Raw genomic sequence first — 18,253 nt, 5'->3', positions numbered from 1 at the left:
CCCTTGCCCGCCTGGAACGGCGGCCGACCGCGCGCAGTCACCGCGCTTAGGCACAGAAGGGCCGAACGGCCCCGGAAGGTGAGGAATCACATGAAGCGCGTCTACGCCCTCGCGATCGGTTTGGTCATGATGGTGGCGCCGATCGCCGCCACGGGCATAGCGGCCGCAGACCCGGCCACCAAGCCGATGGACTATCAGCAGGCCACCGATGTGGTCGTCGCTCGTGCGCTGTCGCAGCGCGGGGTGCCGTTCTCCTGGGCGGGCGGCGGCGTCACCGGACCCACCCGCGGCACGGGCAGCGGAATCAACACCGTCGGGTTCGATGCTTCGGGTCTGATGCAGTACGCCTACGCCGGCGCCGGACTCAAGCTGCCCCGCTCCTCCGGCCAGATGTACAAGGTCGGCCAGCGGGTGTCGCCGGCGCAAGCCCGCAAAGGCGACCTGATCTTCTATGGCCCCGAGGGCACTCAGGCGGTGGCGATGTACCTCGGTAACGGGCAGATGGTTGAGGTCGGCGATGTGGTCCAGGTATCGCCGGTGCGCAGCACCAACATGGCGCCGTATCTGGTCCGGATCCTGGGGACCCAGAACGCCCCGGCCGCGCCGGCCCAGCAAGCACCGGCCCAGCAAGCGCCGACTCAGCAGCTGCCGGGCCAGCAGGCCCCGGCACAGCAAGTGCCCGGCCAGCAGGCCCCGGCTCAGCAGGTTCCGGGCCAACAGTCCCCGGTTCAGCAGGTTCCGGGCCAACAGGCGCCGCTGCAGCAAGTTCCGGGCCAACAGTCCCCGGTTCAGCAGGTTCCGGGCCAACAGGCGCCGCTGCAACAAGCCCCGCTGCAGACCCTGCCCACCCAGCAGGCACCGCTGCAAACCATCACCACCCAGCAAGCGCCACTGCAGGCCGTGCCCGCACCTCAGGCGCCGGTACAGGCGGTACCCGCTCCACAGGCGCCCCTGCAGTTGGTTCCAGTTCAGCCGGCTCCCGCGGCCGGCACGGGGAGGTAGTCGCTGCACGGTAATCCCCCGACCGCCACTTGCTCCGGCGCGGACAACGCGGAGCGGGTGGCGGTTTTGGGTAAGTTGGCGGTGACCATGACGACCTCACCACCGCCTTCACCAGCTAGCGAGACCCGGCCCAGCCTGCGGGATCCGGGTGGGATGGGCACGCGCGCGTCGGGCTTCTACCGACACGATCTCGACGGCCTGCGCGGTATCGCGATCCTGCTCGTGGCCGTCTTCCACATCTGGTTCGGTCGGGTGTCCGGTGGCGTGGACGTCTTCCTGGCGTTGTCCGGCTTCTTCTTCGGCGGCAAGATCCTGCGCGCTGGTCTCGGTGGTTCGCTGTCGGTGCCGACCGAGTTCGTCCGGCTGGTCCGCCGGCTGTTGCCCGCCCTCATCGTGGTGCTCGCCGGATGCGCGCTGCTGACTGTGCTGGTACAGCCCGAGACCCGGTGGGAGACGTTCGCCGATCAGAGCCTGGCGAGTCTGGGCTACTACCAGAATTGGGAACTGGCCAACTCGGCAGCGGATTATCTGCGCGCCGGCGAAGCTGTCAGCCCGCTACAGCACATCTGGTCTATGTCGGTACAAGGCCAGTTCTACGTCGCGTTCCTGGTCCTAGTCGGCGGCTGCGCCTACTTGTTCCGGGACGTGCTGGGCAGGCACCTGAGGACACTGTTCGTGGTGCTGCTGAGCGCGCTGACGGTGGCGTCCTTCTGCTACGCGATCGTCGCTCACCAGAACTATCAGCCGACTGCGTACTACAACACCTTCGCCCGCGGCTGGGAGTTGTTGCTGGGCGCGCTGGTGGGCGCCTTGGTGCCCTACATCCGCTGGCCGATGTGGCTTCGGACGATTCTCGCCACGGTGGCGTTGGCGGCGATCCTGTCCTGCGGCGCGTTGATCGACGGCGTCGAAGAGTTCCCGGGCCCGTGGGCGCTGGTGCCGGTGGGCGCCACCATGCTGATGATCCTGGCCGGGGCCAACATGGCGGCCCGGGCCGACACCCGCGACCGCATGCCGCTGCCCAACCGGCTGCTTGCCGTCGGCCCGCTATTCACCCTCGGGGCAATCGCCTACTCGCTGTATTTGTGGCATTGGCCGTTACTCATCTTCTGGCTGTCCTACACCGGCCACAAGCACGTCAATTTCGTCGAGGGCATGGGCGTCCTGCTGGTGTCCGGAGTGCTCGCCTACGTGACCACCCGTCAGGTCGAGGACCCGCTGCGCTATCGCGCCTCCGCACAACCGGCCACACCGATCCCCTGGCGGCAGCGGCTGCGCCGGCCGACGATCGCGCTGGGGTCGGCGGTCGCGTTGCTGGCCGTGACGTTGACCGCGACCTCCTTCACCTGGCGTGAGCACCTCATCGTCGAACGCGCCTCGGGCAAAGAACTCAGCGGCCTCAGCGCCGTCGACTACCCCGGTGCCCGCGCACTCACCCAACACGTACGGGTGCCCAGCCTGCGCATGCGGCCGACCGTGCTCGAAGTCAAAGAGGACCTGCCGGCCTCCACCCGGGACGGCTGCATCAGCGATTTCGTTAACCCGGCGGTGGTGAACTGCACCTACGGAGATACCGACGCGCCGCGCACCATAGCGCTGGCCGGCGGTTCACACGCCGAGCACTGGCTAACCGCCCTCGATCTGCTTGGCCGCCTGCACCACTTCCGGGTGGTGACCTACCTGAAGATGGGCTGCGCGCTATCCACCGAACAGGTGCCGCTGATCATGGGCAACAACGCGCCTTATCCACAATGCCGGCAGTGGGTGGAGACAACGATGGCCAAGCTGGTCGCCGACCGTCCCGACTACGTGTTCACCACCACCACGCGGCCGTGGAACATCAAGCCCGGCGACGTGATGCCGGCGACCTACATCGGGATTTGGAAAACGTTGTCCGACAACAATATTCCAATTCTGGGTGTCCGGGACACGCCGTGGCTGGTCAAGGACGGCCAGCCGTTCAACCCGGCCGACTGCCTGGCCAAGGACGGCACTCCGGCATCCTGCGGGATCAAGCGGTCCGACCTGCTCTCCGATCACAACACCACGTTGGATTTCGTCGGGCAGTTTCCGCTGCTCAAGCCGCTTGACCTGTCCGATGCCATCTGCCGGCCCGACCTCTGCCAGGCGGCCGAGGGGAATGTTTTGATCTACCGTGACCCGCATCACCTGACTCCGACGTACATGCGCACCCTGGCGCCCGAGCTGGGTCGGCAGATCGCGGCAGCCACCGGCTGGTGGTAGGCCGGCCGGGTAAGGGGACTGTGAGATCCGGCTCCAATTCGGCGGCGCCGTCGCTCTCGGCGACGGCACGGCAGGCGCACCGTTAAGGTCGAGTGATGGCTGGGACCGAGCAAGGGACCGACAAAGCATTCGACGGTGCCGAGGACTCGCCCTCGGTGGCTGCGGTGTGGCCCGGCGCGCCGTTTCCGATGGGGGCCACGTATGACGGTGCCGGTACCAACTTTTCGCTGTTCTCCGAGGTTGCCGACAAGGTGGAGTTGTGCCTGATCGCCCGCGACGGCACCGAGACCCGAATCAACCTCGACGAGGTCGACGGCTACCTATGGCATTGCTATCTGCCAGCAGTTACCCCAGGGCAGCGCTACGGGTTTCGGGTGCACGGCCCGTTCGACCCGGCTGCCGGGCACCGTTGTGATCCGAGCAAGCTGCTGCTCGACCCGTACGGCAAGTCCTTCGTCGGCGACTTCCAATTCACTCAGGCGCTGTTCTCCTACGACCTGGAGGTTGCGGCCCAGGACCCTTCGGAGACCGGAATCCCACCGATGGTGGACTCCCTGGGACACACGATGACCAGCGTGGTGATCAACCCGTTCTTCGACTGGGCCTCAGACCGCGCACCCTGCACGCCGTATCACGAGACCATAATCTACGAGGCCCACGTCAAGGGCATGACGCAAACACACCCGGGCGTGCCGCACGAACTGCGCGGCACCTACGCGGGGCTGGCGCATCCGGTCATCGTCGACCACCTCAAGTCGTTGAACGTCACCGCCATCGAACTGATGCCCGTGCATCAGTTCATGCACGATCATCGGCTCGTCGACCTCGGTCTGCGAAACTACTGGGGTTACAACACATTCGGCTTCCTCGCACCGCATTACCAGTACGCCGCCACGCGCAAACCGGGTGGTGCGGTTGCCGAGTTCAAGGCGATGGTGCGCTCCTTCCACGAGGCCGGCATCGAGGTGATCCTGGACGTGGTTTACAACCACACCGCCGAGGGAAACCACCTCGGCCCGACCATCAACTTCCGCGGCATCGACAACGCCGCCTACTACCGGCTTGTCGACGGAGATCTGCGGCACTACAAGGACTTCACCGGCACCGGCAACAGCCTTAACGTCCGGCACCCGCACACCTTGCAGCTAATCATGGACTCGCTGCGCTACTGGGTGCTCGATATGCACGTCGACGGATTCCGTTTCGATCTGGCCGCCACCCTGGCCCGCGAGTTCTACGACGTCGACCGCTTGTCGGCATTTTTCGACCTGGTGCAACAGGACCCGGTGGTCAGCCAGGTCAAGCTGATCGCCGAGCCGTGGGATGTGGGTGAAGGCGGCTACCAGGTCGGCAACTTCCCAGGTTTGTGGACCGAGTGGAATGGGAAATACCGCGACACTGTGCGCGATTACTGGCGGGGTGAGCCCGCGACCCTGGGCGAGTTCGCGTCCCGGTTGACCGGGTCGTCGGACTTGTATGCCGCCACCGGCCGCCGCCCCAGCGCCAGCATCAACTTCGTCACCGCTCACGACGGCTTCACCATGCAGGACCTGGTGTCTTACAACGAGAAACACAATGCCGCCAACGGCGAGGACAACCGCGACGGCGAAAGCCACAACCGATCCTGGAATTGCGGCGTCGAAGGACCCACCGACGACCCGGACATCAAGGAGCTGCGTTGCCGGCAGATGCGCAACTTCTGGACGACACTGATGGTTAGCCAGGGCACCCCGATGATCTCCCACGGCGACGAGATTGGGCGCACCCAGCTGGGCAACAACAATGTGTACTGCCAAGACTCCGAATTATCTTGGATGGATTGGTCTTTGGTCGAGAAGAATTCAGACCAGCTGGCCTTCGCGCGCAAAGTCACCGCGCTGCGTAAGAAGCATCCGGTGTTTCGGCGCCGGCGCTTCCTCAAAGGGCAACCGGTCCCGGGCACCACCGAGGTGCACGACGTCGCCTGGCTGACACCTGCGGGTGCGGAGATGACCGCGCAAGATTGGGACAATTACTTCGGCAAGTCGATCGCGGTGTTCCTGGACGGTCAGGCACTGGCCGAACCCAACCGACGCGGCGAACGCGTGGTCGACGACTCGTTCCTACTATGCTTCAACGCCCACGACGGGGAGGTCGTCTTCGTCATGCCGCGCGAGGACTACGCGACAACGTGGACCGTGGAGCTGGACACCACCCACCCCACCGGCGGCGAGGAGCGGTTCGTCAAGCACGGCGAGAAACTCGCCGTACCGGGCCGCTCTGTATTCTTACTTCGTAAGACTTTGTGACGCATGGTTTTTCCGATAACGTCAACCTACCGGTTGCAGCTTCGTGGCGCATCCAGCGGTTTCGCATTCACTCTCGCTAACGCCGAGAACCTACTGGACTACCTTGACCGCCTCGGGGTGTCGCATTTGTACCTGTCCCCCATCCTGACCGCGGTTGAGGGATCCTCGCACGGTTACGACGTTACCGACCCCACCACAGTGTCAGACGAACTCGGCGGCCCTGACGCGCTGGCGCGGTTGGCGGCCGCGGCGCGAGACCGCGGCATGGGCCTGGTCGTCGACGTGGTGCCCAATCATGTCGGCATCGACAAGCCCGCGCAGAACGCCTGGTGGTGGGATGTACTGCGGCACGGGCGGGAGTCATCGTACGCGGAGTTCTTCGACATCGACTGGTCACTGGACGATGCGGGGCGAATCGTGCTGCCGCTGTTGGGTTCCGACGACGACGTCGCCGATCTGGACGCGGACGGTGACCTGCTGCGGCTGGGTGACCTGGCGCTGCCGATCGCGCCCGGCACCGGGGGCGGCAGCGGACCGCAAGTGCATGACCGCCAGCATTACCGGCTGGTGGGCTGGCGCAACGGTGTATGCGGTTATCGTCGATTCTTCTCCATCACCTCGCTGGCGGGGTTGCGTCAGGAAGACCGCGCGGTCTTCGACGCCAGCCACGCCGAGGTAGCCCGCTGGGTACGCGAGGAGCTGGTCGACGGTGTCCGGATCGATCATCCGGACGGATTATCCGATCCGGCAGGATATTTGGCGTGGCTACGCGAACTTGTGGGACCACAGGCCTGGATCGTGATCGAAAAGATCCTGGCCGTCGACGAGGCCCTGGAACCCACCCTGCTGGTCGCCGGGACCACCGGCTACGACGTGCTGCGGGAGGTGGGCGGGCTGTTCGTCGACCCCGCTGGCGCACCAACACTCACAGCGCTGGTGGAATCCACCGGCCTGGACTATGCGGCGATGCCGAATATGTTGTCCGAGCTCAAGATCCGTGCCGCGACCGACACGCTCGCCAGCGAGCTGGCCCGGCTGCGCCGCAGCATCGTGGCCACCGCCGGCACCGACGACCCGTTGCTGCCGGAGGCGATCGCGGCCTTGTTGACACACATCGACGTCTACCGCTGCGACTACCGCGGTCTGGCCGCGATCCTACCCACTGCCTTGGCGAAAACTGAGGCGGCGCAACCAGAATACGGGCCCGCCCTCGAGGTGTTGACCACCGCGCTGGCCCGTGGCGGCGAGCCCGCTACCCGGCTGCAGCAACTCTGCGGGGCGGTGACCGCCAAGGCGGTAGAGGACTGCCTGTTCTACCGCGACGCGCGACTGGTGTCGCTCAACGAGGTCGGTGGCGAACCGCACCGGTTCGGCGTCGGGGCCGCGGAGTTCCATCAGAGGGCAGCCACCCGCGCCCGACTGTGGCCCGCGGCCATGACGACATTGACCACTCACGACACCAAGCGCGCCGAGGACGTGCGCGCCCGCATCGGGGTGCTCTCGCAGGTGCCGTCGTTGTGGACGGAGTTCGTCTCCCGTTGGGAGAATCACGCACCCTCGCCCGACCCCGCCACCGGACAGTTCCTGTGGCAGAACATCTTCGGTGTCTGGCCGGTCAGCGGTGAAGTCAGCGGTGAGCTGCGGCAACGGCTACATGGCTACGCCGAGAAGGCCATCCGGGAAGCCGCGTGGCACACCACGTGGAACGACCCGGACACCGAGTTCGAGGACGCAGTGCACCGCTGGATCGACGCCGTGCTGGACGGTCCGGTTGCCGGCGAGCTGACCAAGCTTGTGGGCCAGCTCAACCCGCACGCCGCCAGTGACGCGCTGGGTCAGAAACTACTTGCGCTGACGGTGCCCGGTATCCCTGATGTCTATCAGGGCACCGAGTTGTGGGATGACAGCTTGGTGGACCCGGACAACCGCCGCAACGTCGACTACTCGGCCCGGAGGAAGGCGCTAGAAGAACTGCGGCATCCCAAGATTCGGGTTGTCACCACTGCGTTGCGGCTGCGGCGCACCCGTCCGAACGACTTCCTACACGGCGATTACGTGCCAGTGCCAGCCGCTGGGCGGTCCGCCGATCATGTCGTGGCGTTCCGGCGCGGCCCCGACATCCTGGTTGCGGTCACCCGGTGGACGGTGCGCCTGGCCGACGCGGGTTGGGGCGACACGGTGTTGCCACTGCCCGAGGGTTCCTGGACCGACCGGTTGACCGGTGCCATGGCAAGCGGACCCACCTCGGCCGCGCAGTTGTTCTCCGACCTGCCGGTAGTGCTGATGGAGCGCGATCGTGGCTGAGTTCCGGGTGTGGGCGCCCAGACCCGAGGTGGTTCGCCTCGACGTCGAGGGCAACGTGCACGCCATGACCCGCGCCGACGACGGCTGGTGGCACGCGACCATCGACGCGCCGACCGCTGCGCGCTACGGATTCCTGCTCGACGACGACCCCACCGTGTTGCCCGACCCGCGCTCGGCACGGCAGCCCGACGGCGTCCACGAGCGCTCACAGTTGTGGGATCCAGGCGCTGCCACCTGGACCGACGCCGACTGGGTGGGCAGATCCGTCGAGGGCGCGGTGATCTATGAATTGCATGTCGGCACCTTTACGCCGGCCGGTACCTTCGCTGCCGCCATCGAAAAGCTGGATTACTTGGTCGATCTCGGCGTCGACGTCATCGAGCTGATGCCCGTCAACTCCTTCGCCGGCAGCCACGGCTGGGGGTACGACGGGGTGCTGTGGTACAGCGTGCACGAACCCTACGGCGGTCCCGACGGCCTCGTGGAATTCGTCGACGCTTGCCACGCAAAGGGTTTGGCCGTGTTGATCGACGCGGTCTTCAACCACCTTGGCCCCTCGGGCAGCTACCTGCCCCGGTTCGGCCCGTACCTGTCCTCGGCCAGCAACCCCTGGGGTGAAGGCATCAACATCGCCGACGCCGACTCCGACGAGGTGCGCCGCTACATCATCGGCTGCGCGTTGCGCTGGATGCGCGACTTCCACGCCGACGGCCTGCGACTGGATGCGGTGCACGCACTGGTGGACACCACCGCCGTACACATTCTCGAAGAGCTGGCCACCGAGACCGAGTGGCTAGCACAGCAATTGGACCGTCCACTGGCGCTGATTGCCGAGAGCGACCTCAACGACCAGCGCCTGATCCTGCCGCGTGATGCGGGCGGCTTCGGTCTCACCGCGCAATGGGACGATGACATCCACCACGCCGTCCATACCGCCGTATCCGGCGAGCGGCAAGGCTACTACCGCGATTTCGGGTCGCTCGCCGTACTCGCGGAGACGCTGCGCCACGGCTTCTTCCACGCCGGAACCTATTCGTCGTTCCGGCGCCGCCGCCACGGCCGCCCCCTCAACACCAGGCTGGTGCCAGCGACCAGGCTACTGGCTTATACCTGCACCCACGACCAAGTCGGCAATCGCGCGCTAGGAGATCGTCCGTCGCAAAACCTAGCGGCCGGGCAACTCGCCATCAAAGCTGCTCTGGTGCTCGGATCACCCTACACTACAATGCTTTTCATGGGTGAGGAGTGGGGGGCCTCGAGCCCGTTCCAATTCTTCAGTTCCCATCCAGAGCCCGAGCTGGCCCAGGCCACCCGGGACGGACGCCGAGCGGAGTTCGCCGAACACGGCTGGAACGCCGACGACATCCCCGACCCACAGGACCCGCAGACCTTCCAGCGTTCCAAATTGGACTGGTCTGAACTCGGTACCGGCGAGCACGCGAGGCTCTTGCAGTTCTACCGGGAACTTATTGCATTGCGGCACAACGAGCCTGACCTTTGCGATCCTTGGCTTGACCATCTGCTCGTCGACTATGACGAAGAGCAGCGCTGGATTGTGCTGCGGCGCAACACCCTGGCGATCGCCTGCAATCTCGGGACCGCGCCGGCGCAGGTGCCGGTGAACGGCGAATCGGTGCTGGCATGGGACGCGCCCGAAGTCGGAATTCAAGCGATCCGGCTACCCGGACATTCGGTGGCGATCCTGCGCTGCGGATAACGGGACGGCGCCCCGGGCGGGAAACCGGCGAGTTGGATTGATTCAGCCGGACTGCCGGACATGATCGTGGCGCCCCCTTGAACCAAATATATGTTCCGCATAATGTCGCTACGGGGTGGAGAAAGCATCAAAGCGAAAGGAGCCGTCATGACACAACGGCGTCTCAAAGCCCGCCCAGTTGCGCTCACCAACGCCGCGCTGCGCCTGAGCGTCCGGATCGTGCCGCGGATCCCGGATCGGCTGAAGATTCTGCTGTCCGGCGGCAAACGGATCACTCTCGACGGGAACACCCTCGACCCCACCGTCCAATTGGTATTGGCCGCACAACGACGTACCGGTACCGGCGGCCTCGGGGCATCTGGGGATCCGGAAGCCGCCCGCGCGCTAATGCGGGACTCGCACATCGCGATGGCCCCCGAGATCGACGTTGCGACAACGGACGCGGAGATACCCGGCCCCGCGGGCCCGCTGCGCATCCGGCACTACCGGCCGGCAAGCGCGCAAACCTCAGCACTGCTGGTGTTTTTCCACGGCGGCGGTTTCGTCGTGGGCGACATCGAATCTCACGACGGCCTGTGCCGAATAATATGCCGGGACGCCGCAATTCAGGTGCTGTCAGTGGACTACCGGCTCGCACCCGAACATAAAGCACCGGCCGCCGTCGACGACTGCGTCGCCGCCTACCGGTGGGCATGTGAACATGCGGCCGAGTTGGGCGCGGACCCGGCCCGGATCGGCGTCGGAGGCGACAGCGCAGGCGGCAATCTCGCGGCACTCGTCGCTCAGCGATGCCGCGACGAAGGCCTACCGCAACCGGCGCTGCAGGTGCTGCTCTATCCGGCACTCGACCTGTCCACGCAGACCCGATCGCGTTCGTTGTTCGCCGACGGGTACTTCATCTCAAAGGCCGAAGTGGACTGGTTCACCGAGTTGTATGTGGGCGGCGCCGACCTCAGCGCCGACGATGCCCGGGTGTCACCGCTGCAGGCTGCGGACCTCTCCGGACTGGCACCCGCTCTAGTATTCACCGCCGGCTTCGATCCGCTGCGCGACGAGGGCAATGCATACGCAGAAGCCCTGCGTGGCGCCGGCGTCGACGTGCATCACCGGCAGTTCGATGCGTTGCCCCATGGTTTCGCCAGCCTGGCCCCGCTGGGCGGCGGCAGCGCCGCGGCCATCAGCACCGTGGTCGGCGAGCTCAAAACCCGGCTAGCCGCCGCGCAACCCTGGCCCGACCCCTGAGTAGCGCCATGCCATCCCACAGTAACGACGATCGTCAGTTCACTTCGCCTGGGCTCCAAGCGTATAGCTAAATTCCTGCCATGATCCACAATGCTGCTACCAAGACGGCTGGAGGACTTCCCGCAAAGCCTCTCTTCCCAGCTCGGCAGTCAACGCGGCCATAACTTGAGCTGCGCGCGAAATCGCGGGATGCCTTGAGCTCGCGCCGATGGCCGCGTGCATAGGTTTGGCAGCCGCTGATGCTGGCTAGAGCTTCATTCCGCCGGAGGCTTCGATCCGCTCACCGTTGACCCACCCCATGTCGTCGGAAAGCAGCGACACAATCACGCGCCCGATGTCGTCGGGGTCAGCCGGTCGACCCAAGGCGGTGACGTCGGCAACCCGGTCACGGTAATCGGGATCGTCACGAATGACGCCGCCGCTGAAGTCGGTGGCCGTCGCTCCCGGCGCGAGGGTATTGACGGTGATGCCCCGCGGCGCGAACTCGGCGGCGAGATAGCGCGTCAGCGGTTCGATCGCGCCCTTGATCGCGCCGTACGCGATCTTCTGAGGAAACACAAAGCGGGTCAGACCCGACGACAGATTCAGAATTCGTCCGCCGTCGACGATCAGCGGAGCCAGCTTCTGCGTAACGAAGAAGACGCCGCGCACATTGACCGCGTAGAGTCGATCGAGATCGGCGACCGTGGTCTCGGCAAATGAAGCGGTGTGCCAGATCCCGGCGTTATTCACCAAATAATCGAACCGCGCCAAACCCCGGGTGGCCAATTCTGACCGAACACGGTCGACGAAACCGTCGAGCGAGTCGGTCTTCGCCACATCGAGTTTTACCGCCGTGACCCGCGCGTCGTACGCACTGGCCTCTTGTACAACTGCTTCAGCGGCACTCGCATCCACGCGATAGGTGAAGATGACGTCCACACCACGGGCAGCCAGCCTGAGCACGGCCGAACGACCGATCCCCCGGCTACCGCCGGTCAACACCGCGACACGCACGGCAGATCGGCCTTCTCCCGAGCCTGCCCCAACACGATTCATGCCCGCGACTGCCGTCCTTTCCGACTCGATCCCAAGACACCCGCACCAAGACACCACAAGCATTGTCTACGTTCTATTAGAATGAATATATCATCATTCTATTCGATATAGTACTTAGTATGAAAGCGCAGCTAGGCGACCGCAGCGCGGGTGCGGTCCGCGTCTCGGTTAACCTTTTCTACAGCGCGCGTAGCATTTTGAGACCTGCGGATTCGGCCAGCGTCGCCGCTGGCACCACACCGCGTGTGCACCGGCCGCGCGGCACCGTAAGACTGGGTGCATTGCACCTCAACCTTCGACAGTGTTGCCGGACAATGAGTGTCGCCGTCGGCCGGAAGACTTGCGATCGGCCCGAACCGCGGCGGGATCGAACCACCCGCGTGCGCATCAGGGATTGGAACTCGTCCATCCGTCGGCGCGTGGGTCGAGGAGGTCGTGAACCATCGGGGCCTCCTCGACGCTGGGGGCTGCAATGCAAAATCTGTGGAGTCGTTAAGGCAAAGTCGAGTAGGCAAGTACTCCACGCAGCGACCGCGGAAAAGCGGACATTCGTGATGCCAGTGCTTGTACTAATCGCGTACGGATGCGATGCCGTATCCGGTGCCGCGGTGGTCGGTTCTGGGAACTATGTATTCCCATCTCGGAAGGGGCACGCGATGCCGATGCAAGACGGGTGGCGCTACTGCGGGAAATGCCACGCAATGTTCTACGACGGCTACCCGGATAAAGGCCACTGCGCGAGTGGCGTCGGTCATGCGGTGGTCGGTTACAGCTACAACTTTAGTCTGCCTTGGGGGGACGATCCCGAGGATGCGAACCATCAGCGGGGGTGGCGCTACTGCGGGAAATGCCACGCAATGTTCTTCGACGGGTACCCGTACAAGGGTCATTGCCCGGCCGGCGGCGGCCACGGGGCCAGCGGCTGGGAATTTCGCCTGCCCCACGACGTTCCCGATTCGCCACTCGACCAGGGTGGGTGGCGCTATTGCGGGAAATGCCACGCAATGTTTTTCGACGGATATCCCGACAAGGGGGTCTGCCCGGGCGGCGGTGGCCATGCGGCCGAAGGCTTCGTCTTCGTCCTCAAGCACGATAGCGTCAAGACATTCGACGCGGGCCCGCTCACCTGTGGGCTGCCGCTGGGCGGATCGGCGCACCTGGCGTGTCAGAGCAACGGTGCCTACACGCTGACCGGACACGCGCACGACAGCGGGTTCGACACCATCCAATACGCTTGGGCCGCAGCACTTGTCACCCCGGCCGGGATTGCGTTCACCTTCGCTCACCAGGGACGAGTGGAAGGCACGTCGGCGGGCCTGCCTTTCGGCACGCCACGACGAGATGACCACTTCACCCTGGCGAGCACAAATTCGTGACGTTTCACATGCAGAGCCCAGCCAACGCGGCACGAGCCAGCATCGAGGCAGTGGTTTCCGACCTACCCGCGGGAACCTATCTGGCACCTCGGTTTAGCCAGTGGGGCAAGCCCAAGGCAACCAATCTGCGTCAGAAGGCGCGCAACCCGGTGGTGGCCCGCCAGCTGTGGGAACTATCCGCCGAACTGACCGGGTGCGACTGGCCCACACCGCGCCCACGCGCCGAAAGGCTTGCTGTCCCATGAAGTTTTCACTCGCCTTGCCCAACTCGGTGCGCGTCAAGGCGCTCGCACAACCTTGGGAACTCACGGTGACCGGGGTCGATCAAACGGTCATGGCCAAACGCGTCGACGAACTCGGCTACGACATGATCGTCGTGCCTGAACACTTCATCGTCCCCAAGTCCCATGTCGAGCTATCTGGCCCGCATTATTTTCACTCCACGGTGGCGCAGGCCTTCATCGCCGGTGCTACCCAACGCATTCGGGTGAATTCGTTCGTCACCGTGCTCCCCCTGCAGCACCCGGTCGTTATGGCCAAGGCGCTCTCGACCGCGGACTGGATGAGCGACGGCCGGATCACGGTGACATTCGGAGTTGGTTGGGACGCCGAAGAATTCAACATCCTCGGGGTGCCCTTCGGCGAACGTGGCCGCATGGCCGATGAATACCTCGCCGCCATCCTGGAGCTGTGGACGAGCGATTCGCCAAGCTTCGACGGCCGCTACGTCTCGTTCCACGACGTGGCGTTCGAACCAAAGCCGGTGCAAAAGCCGCATCTGCCCATCTGGATCGGCGGGGATGCAAGACCGGTGCTCGAGCGCGCCGCCCGCTTCGCGTCGGGCTGGTCCCCGTTCCTCACCAAGCCAGTGGACATTCCAGCCAAACTCGACTTCATCAAATCCCAGCCCACCTACGACGGTCGCGACTTCGAGGTGGTCTACGGTCTTGGCACCTCACGCGTCGGCGAAGGGCACGTCGTCATCGACGACCCCACGCAGCGGCCCGGGATGAGCGCGCAGGAAATCATCGACCAGATCGGTTGGCTCGCACAGCTGGGCGTGACTATGAGCGGACTGCCTGTCCCACCCGTAGCCGACGTCAATGCCTATCTGGACTACGCACAGTGGGTCATCAAAGACATCAAACCGAAACTGCAATAGCCACCGGAGCTTGACCCGGGTGGGTTTGGCGACAGTGGATTTTGGCTCGTCACCAAGCACAGAGACGTCAGAGAAGTGTCGCTGCGCAGCGACGTGTCCTCTGCCGCAGAAAATTCCGGCTGCCTCGGTCGCAAACGGTCGCCCCCGCGCCGCTTGGCTTCCCACGGCGGCCTACGTATGCAGGCGCTAGCCCGTTCGAACCGAGAGGTTTCACCAAGGATCTACCAAGCGGGGTACGCGACGCTACCGGCATGACGACGATCGCCCCGCAACGGACAGCACCCGCCTACTCGTTCGGGCGCCCCAAGCCCGCCAAGATCAACGGCCTTGCCGTCGTCAGCCTAATCTGCGGTATCCTGCAGTACTTCGTCCTGTTCCTGCCCTGCTGGCTGGTCACGATTCCGGTCGGAATCAATGCCCTGCAGCAGACGCGGGACGACACCGGTCGCCGGATCGCGATCGCCGGCCTGACGCTGTCGCTGACCCACTTCGCCATCTACGCCTTCGTGTTCGTCTGGCTGCTCACCACGCGGTGAGTCACACGCTGGGACGTCCGGTGCCGTGCACGGCCTCGGCGATGGCGTCGGCCAGGGGTTCGATCTCCTCGACGGTCAGATCTGCGATCGTGACCCGCACTCCCGGCGGTGCGTCGATACGGAACCGGGTGCCCGCCGCGGCGGCCCATCCCGCCTGCAGCAACCGGGTGATGGTGGCGGTTTCGTCGGGCACCGGGATCCACAGGTTGAGTCCAGAACGGCCGTGTGCGGCCACGTCGCGATCGGCCAAGGCATCGCGCAAGGCGTGGCGACGATTCGCATACCGATCCCCCGCCGCGCGCACCAGCTGGGTCACCTCGGGATCCAACCACAGGCGCACCGAGAGATCTTGCAGCAGATGACTCACCCACCCGGGCCCCAGTCGCAGCCTCCCGTGCACCCGGTCGATCGTGCGACGGTCCCCGGCTACCACGGCCAGCCGCAGATCGGGTCCGTACGCCTTCGACGACGAGCGCACGAACGCCCAGCGTCGGGTCGCGCCGGCCAGCGAATGCAACGCAACGCCGGCGATACCGGCGCAATGGTCGTCCTCGACCACCAGCACGTCGTCGGCCTTGCCGGCCAACAGGCTGCGCAGCGCCCGGGCGCGGTCCTTGGACAGCGCGGCTCCGGTCGGGTTCTGGGCGCGACTGGTGACGATGACCGCGCGCACCCCGCGGCGCAATGCGCGCGCCATGCTCAGGACCACCGGCCCGTCATCGTCGACCTGCACCGGCTCGGCCGAAAGACCCAGGGCCGCAATGAGATCGAGCAAGTTCGCCCAACCGGGGTCCTCGACAGCGACGCGGTCCCCCGGCCGCAGATGTGCGGTGAGCACACGTTCGATGCCGTCCAGGGCACCGCTGGTCACCGCCAGATGATCAGCAGGAACGCCGTCGGCGGTCAACATCGCGCGGGCGTGGTCGACCAGCTCGGTTGACATCGCCGGTTTCCCGTACAACACCGCATCAGTGGGCGGCGGCGCTACGTGTGTGGCGGCAATCGGCAGCAACTTGGGGTCGGGGTTGCCACTGGACAGGTCGCGCGCGCCATCGGGCACGTCGATGCCCAGCAGCGACCGGGACGTCGTTGCCGGCCGATGGCGCACCCGGGTGCCGCGACGTCCCGCGGTCTCGATCGCCCCGCGATCGCGCAGCAGTCGGTAGGCGGCGGCCACGGTGTTGGCGTTCACCCCGAGGTCGCTGGCGGCTTCGCGGATCGACGGCAGGGCGTCACCGGGAGCCAGGGCGCCTTGCGAGATGCCATCTTCGACGCTGGCGGCTATCGACTCCGCCCCCGTCCCGGATATGCTGTATTGTACTGGCACACTGGTTATTATGTACTAGTACAAATTAAAGGGCAAGGCATGGCCGCTTATCCACCCACCCCCCAAACAACGCCCACCCGGTACCGGGAGCGCGCACGCTACGACCGCCAGACCGTCCATCGCATCCTCGATGAGTCCCTGGTCTGCCACCTCGGCTACGTCCACGACGGTCGACCGGTGGTGCTGCCGACCACCCATGCCCGCGTCGACGACACCCTCTACATCCATGGCTCGACAGGCAGCGGCCCAATGCTGGCCGCACGCCTATCCGGGCTGCCTGTCTGCGTCACCGTCACGCTGGTCGACGCGTTGGTGCTGGCCCGCTCGGCGATGCACCACTCGCTGAACTACCGCTCGGTCGTTGCGCTCGGGACCGCCCGCGTCGTCGACGACCCGGCCGAGAAGGCGCGAGCGTTCAACGCGCTGCTCGACCACATCTGGCTTGGCCGCGCCGCGGATTGCCGGCCACCGAACGCACGTGAGTTGGCGGCTACCGCGGTGCTCGCGCTCAACCTGGTCGAGGTGTCGGCCAAGGTGCGAGACGGGGGCGTCGCCGACGACACCGAGGACCTGGACCTTCCGCACTGGGCCGGCGTGGTGCCGCTGACGCTGACGCCCGGGACGCCAATCCCCGACCGCAACGTCGAGGTCCCGCTGCCCGCGTACCTGCGCTGACCGGCTAGAGCAGCAGATACCGGTAGGCGGGCGAGCCCGGTAGCAGCGCTTCCACGTGCATTTCGGTGGTCCGCATGCGGTCCAGCAGCCCATCGAGATCGGCGGCCGACCCCAGCTGGATACCGACCAGCGCCTCCCCGGTCTCGCGGTTATTGCGCTTGACGTACTCGAACAGGGTGATGTCGTCGTTGGGCCCCAGCACCTCGCCGAGGAAACGCCGCAGCGCGCCGGGTTCCTGCGGGAAGTCAACCAGGAAGTAGTGCTTGAGACCCAGGTGAACCAGCGAACGCTCCTGCACCTCCCCGTACCGGGATACGTCGTTGTTGCCGCCCGAGATCAGGCACACCACCGTGGAGCCGGGCTCGACCTCCGCTTCCAGCAGGCCCGCCACCGCCAGCGCGCCGGCCGGCTCGGCGATGATGCCCTCGTTCTGATAGAGGTCGAGCATCGCGGTGCACACCGCGCCCTCGTCGACCGTCGTGATCGACACCATGTCCCCGGCGGCCGCCAGCGCTGCATAGGGCAACGCGCCAGCGCGGGCCACCGCCGCGCCGTCGACGAACTGGTCGACGTGATCCAGCGTCACCGTCTCACCGGCGGCCAGCGCGGCCATCATCGCGGCAGCTCCGGCCGGCTCGATGCCCAAAACCGAAGTGCCAGTGGTCCGTTCAGCTAGGTAGGTAGTGATACCGGAGATGCAGCCACCTCCGCCGACCGGCACCACCACCAAATCGGGCTCGACGTCGAGTGCATCGAGGATCTCGACGGCGATGGTGCCCTGGCCGGCCATGGTGCGCAGATCGTCGTAGGGCGGCACCAGCGTAGCGCCGGTGCGCGCCACGTCGTCGCGCGCGGCTTCGGCGGCCAGGTCGTAGGTGGACCCACCAACGATCAACTCGATGAAGTCCCCGCCGTGGTAGCGGATCCGGTCCCGCTTCTGCTTCGGCGTCTTGGCCGGCACATAGACGCGGCCGTGCACCTGCAGTGCCCGACACGCGTAGGCGAAACCCTGCGCGTGGTTACCGGCCGAAGAGCACACCACACCGGCGGCCAGCTCAGCGTCGGACAGCTGAACCAGCAGGTTGTAAGCCCCGCGCAGCTTGTAGGAACGCACGACCTGCAGGTCTTCGCGCTTGAGGAAGACCTCGGCGCCGGTGATCTCCGAGAGCCGGTCGCTGAGCTGCAGCGGGGTGGGCGTCACCACCGGCGCGATGCGCTTCGCCGCCGCCTCGATGTCGGCCGCAGCAAGCGGCGGCAACGACGGGCTGGTGCTCAGTTCGGCGGACACCGGTCAATGGTGCCACGCCAGGTCGAGTCAGTCGCTCACCAGGGATCACGATGT

General features: G+C 65.7%; 13 protein-coding genes and 2 pseudogenes. 12 read left to right on the top strand and 3 right to left on the bottom strand.

The annotated features are described in order from the left end of the window. Positions 1–90: 90 nt before the first annotated feature. The 6 genes and pseudogenes from ripD to H0P51_RS12825 all read left to right on the top strand — a co-directional run. Positions 91–756, top strand: a pseudogene (ripD, locus tag H0P51_RS12850) (NlpC/P60 family peptidoglycan-binding protein RipD); the annotation flags it as partial. Positions 757–1,089: 333 nt separating this feature from the next. After that, positions 1,090–3,246 (top strand): acyltransferase family protein, encoded by a 2,157-nt coding sequence (locus H0P51_RS12845; protein WP_180918417.1) that lies wholly within the window; start codon positions 1,090–1,092, stop codon positions 3,244–3,246. 95 nt (positions 3,247–3,341) lie between these two features. Further along, entirely contained in the window at positions 3,342–5,534 is a 2,193-nt protein-coding gene (glgX, locus tag H0P51_RS12840; RefSeq protein WP_180918416.1) for a glycogen debranching protein GlgX, read from the top strand. A 3-nt stretch (positions 5,535–5,537) separates the two neighbouring features. Further along, the gene (treY, locus tag H0P51_RS12835; RefSeq protein WP_180918415.1) at positions 5,538–7,838 is read left to right on the top strand and encodes a malto-oligosyltrehalose synthase; all 2,301 of its coding nucleotides are present in this window, start codon (positions 5,538–5,540) and stop codon (positions 7,836–7,838) included. Further along, positions 7,831–9,555: a malto-oligosyltrehalose trehalohydrolase gene (gene treZ / locus H0P51_RS12830; RefSeq protein WP_180918414.1), complete on the top strand. Its 1,725-nt coding sequence runs from the start codon at positions 7,831–7,833 to the stop codon at positions 9,553–9,555. The genes treY and treZ overlap by 8 nt, the downstream gene beginning before the upstream one ends. Positions 9,556–9,702: 147 nt before the next feature. Beyond that, positions 9,703–10,797 (top strand): alpha/beta hydrolase, encoded by a 1,095-nt coding sequence (locus H0P51_RS12825; protein WP_180918413.1) that lies wholly within the window; start codon positions 9,703–9,705, stop codon positions 10,795–10,797. A 246-nt stretch (positions 10,798–11,043) separates the two neighbouring features. Here H0P51_RS12825 and H0P51_RS12820 read toward each other — a convergent pair whose 3' ends face one another. Then, the gene (locus H0P51_RS12820; RefSeq protein WP_213016738.1) at positions 11,044–11,793 is read right to left on the bottom strand and encodes an SDR family NAD(P)-dependent oxidoreductase; all 750 of its coding nucleotides are present in this window, start codon (positions 11,791–11,793) and stop codon (positions 11,044–11,046) included. A gap of 698 nt (positions 11,794–12,491) precedes the next feature. Between H0P51_RS12820 and H0P51_RS12815 the strand changes: the two genes are divergently transcribed. The 5 genes and pseudogenes from H0P51_RS12815 to H0P51_RS12800 all read left to right on the top strand — a co-directional run bounded on the left by H0P51_RS12815 (position 12,492) and on the right by H0P51_RS12800 (position 14,909). Further along, on the top strand, positions 12,492–13,211 hold the full coding sequence (locus tag H0P51_RS12815; RefSeq protein ID WP_180918411.1) for a hypothetical protein: 720 nt from the start codon (positions 12,492–12,494) through the stop codon (positions 13,209–13,211). Beyond that, positions 13,208–13,456, top strand: coding sequence for an SDR family NAD(P)-dependent oxidoreductase (locus H0P51_RS12810; protein ID WP_180918410.1), 249 nt, complete (start codon positions 13,208–13,210; stop codon positions 13,454–13,456). The genes H0P51_RS12815 and H0P51_RS12810 overlap by 4 nt, the downstream gene beginning before the upstream one ends. Beyond that, positions 13,453–14,373 carry a TIGR03619 family F420-dependent LLM class oxidoreductase gene (locus H0P51_RS12805; RefSeq protein ID WP_180918409.1) on the top strand — a complete coding sequence of 307 codons (921 nt, stop codon included), beginning with the start codon at positions 13,453–13,455 and terminating at the stop codon, positions 14,371–14,373. Before H0P51_RS12810 ends, H0P51_RS12805 begins: the two co-directional genes overlap by 4 nt. An 18-nt stretch (positions 14,374–14,391) precedes the next feature. Beyond that, a pseudogene (locus tag H0P51_RS29230) lies at positions 14,392–14,490 on the top strand (cytochrome); the annotation flags it as partial. Between the two features lie 134 nt (positions 14,491–14,624). Beyond that, complete coding sequence (locus H0P51_RS12800; protein ID WP_180918408.1) at positions 14,625–14,909, top strand: DUF4190 domain-containing protein; 285 nt, start codon at positions 14,625–14,627, stop codon at positions 14,907–14,909. A gap of 1 nt (position 14,910) precedes the next feature. On the opposite strand, the gene H0P51_RS12795 is transcribed toward H0P51_RS12800, so the two are convergent. Next, on the bottom strand, positions 14,911–16,236 hold the full coding sequence (locus H0P51_RS12795; protein ID WP_180918407.1) for an aminotransferase class I/II-fold pyridoxal phosphate-dependent enzyme: 1,326 nt from the start codon (positions 16,234–16,236) through the stop codon (positions 14,911–14,913). A gap of 39 nt (positions 16,237–16,275) precedes the next feature. Here H0P51_RS12795 and H0P51_RS12790 point away from each other — a divergent pair, with 39 nt between their 5' ends. Next, on the top strand, positions 16,276–16,911 hold the full coding sequence (locus H0P51_RS12790; RefSeq protein ID WP_180918406.1) for a pyridoxamine 5'-phosphate oxidase family protein: 636 nt from the start codon (positions 16,276–16,278) through the stop codon (positions 16,909–16,911). Between the two features lie 4 nt (positions 16,912–16,915). Here the strand turns inward: H0P51_RS12790 and ilvA are convergent, their stop codons facing one another. Beyond that, positions 16,916–18,199, bottom strand: coding sequence for a threonine ammonia-lyase (gene ilvA / locus H0P51_RS12785; RefSeq protein ID WP_180918405.1), 1,284 nt, complete (start codon positions 18,197–18,199; stop codon positions 16,916–16,918). Between the last annotated feature and the right edge of the window lie 54 nt (positions 18,200–18,253).

This window comes from Mycobacterium vicinigordonae, assembly GCF_013466425.1.
GTDB classification, from domain to species: Bacteria; Actinomycetota; Actinomycetes; order Mycobacteriales; family Mycobacteriaceae; genus Mycobacterium; species Mycobacterium vicinigordonae.
Note: the sequence above shows the minus strand (reverse complement) of the source record. Positions and strands in the feature narration are given on the sequence as shown.

What these genes read in the sequence shown, in the direction of transcription:
- H0P51_RS12845 (WP_180918417.1), top strand. Translation starts at nt 1,090, where the DNA reads ATGACGACCTCACCACCGCCTTCACCAGCTAGCGAGACCCGGCCCAGC.
- glgX (WP_180918416.1), top strand. Translation starts at nt 3,342, where the DNA reads ATGGCTGGGACCGAGCAAGGGACCGACAAAGCATTCGACGGTGCCGAG.
- treY (WP_180918415.1), top strand. Translation starts at nt 5,538, where the DNA reads ATGGTTTTTCCGATAACGTCAACCTACCGGTTGCAGCTTCGTGGCGCA.
- H0P51_RS12825 (WP_180918413.1), top strand. Translation starts at nt 9,703, where the DNA reads ATGACACAACGGCGTCTCAAAGCCCGCCCAGTTGCGCTCACCAACGCC.
- H0P51_RS12815 (WP_180918411.1), top strand. Translation starts at nt 12,492, where the DNA reads ATGCCGATGCAAGACGGGTGGCGCTACTGCGGGAAATGCCACGCAATG.
- H0P51_RS12805 (WP_180918409.1), top strand. Translation starts at nt 13,453, where the DNA reads ATGAAGTTTTCACTCGCCTTGCCCAACTCGGTGCGCGTCAAGGCGCTC.
- H0P51_RS12800 (WP_180918408.1), top strand. Translation starts at nt 14,625, where the DNA reads ATGACGACGATCGCCCCGCAACGGACAGCACCCGCCTACTCGTTCGGG.
- H0P51_RS12790 (WP_180918406.1), top strand. Translation starts at nt 16,276, where the DNA reads ATGGCCGCTTATCCACCCACCCCCCAAACAACGCCCACCCGGTACCGG.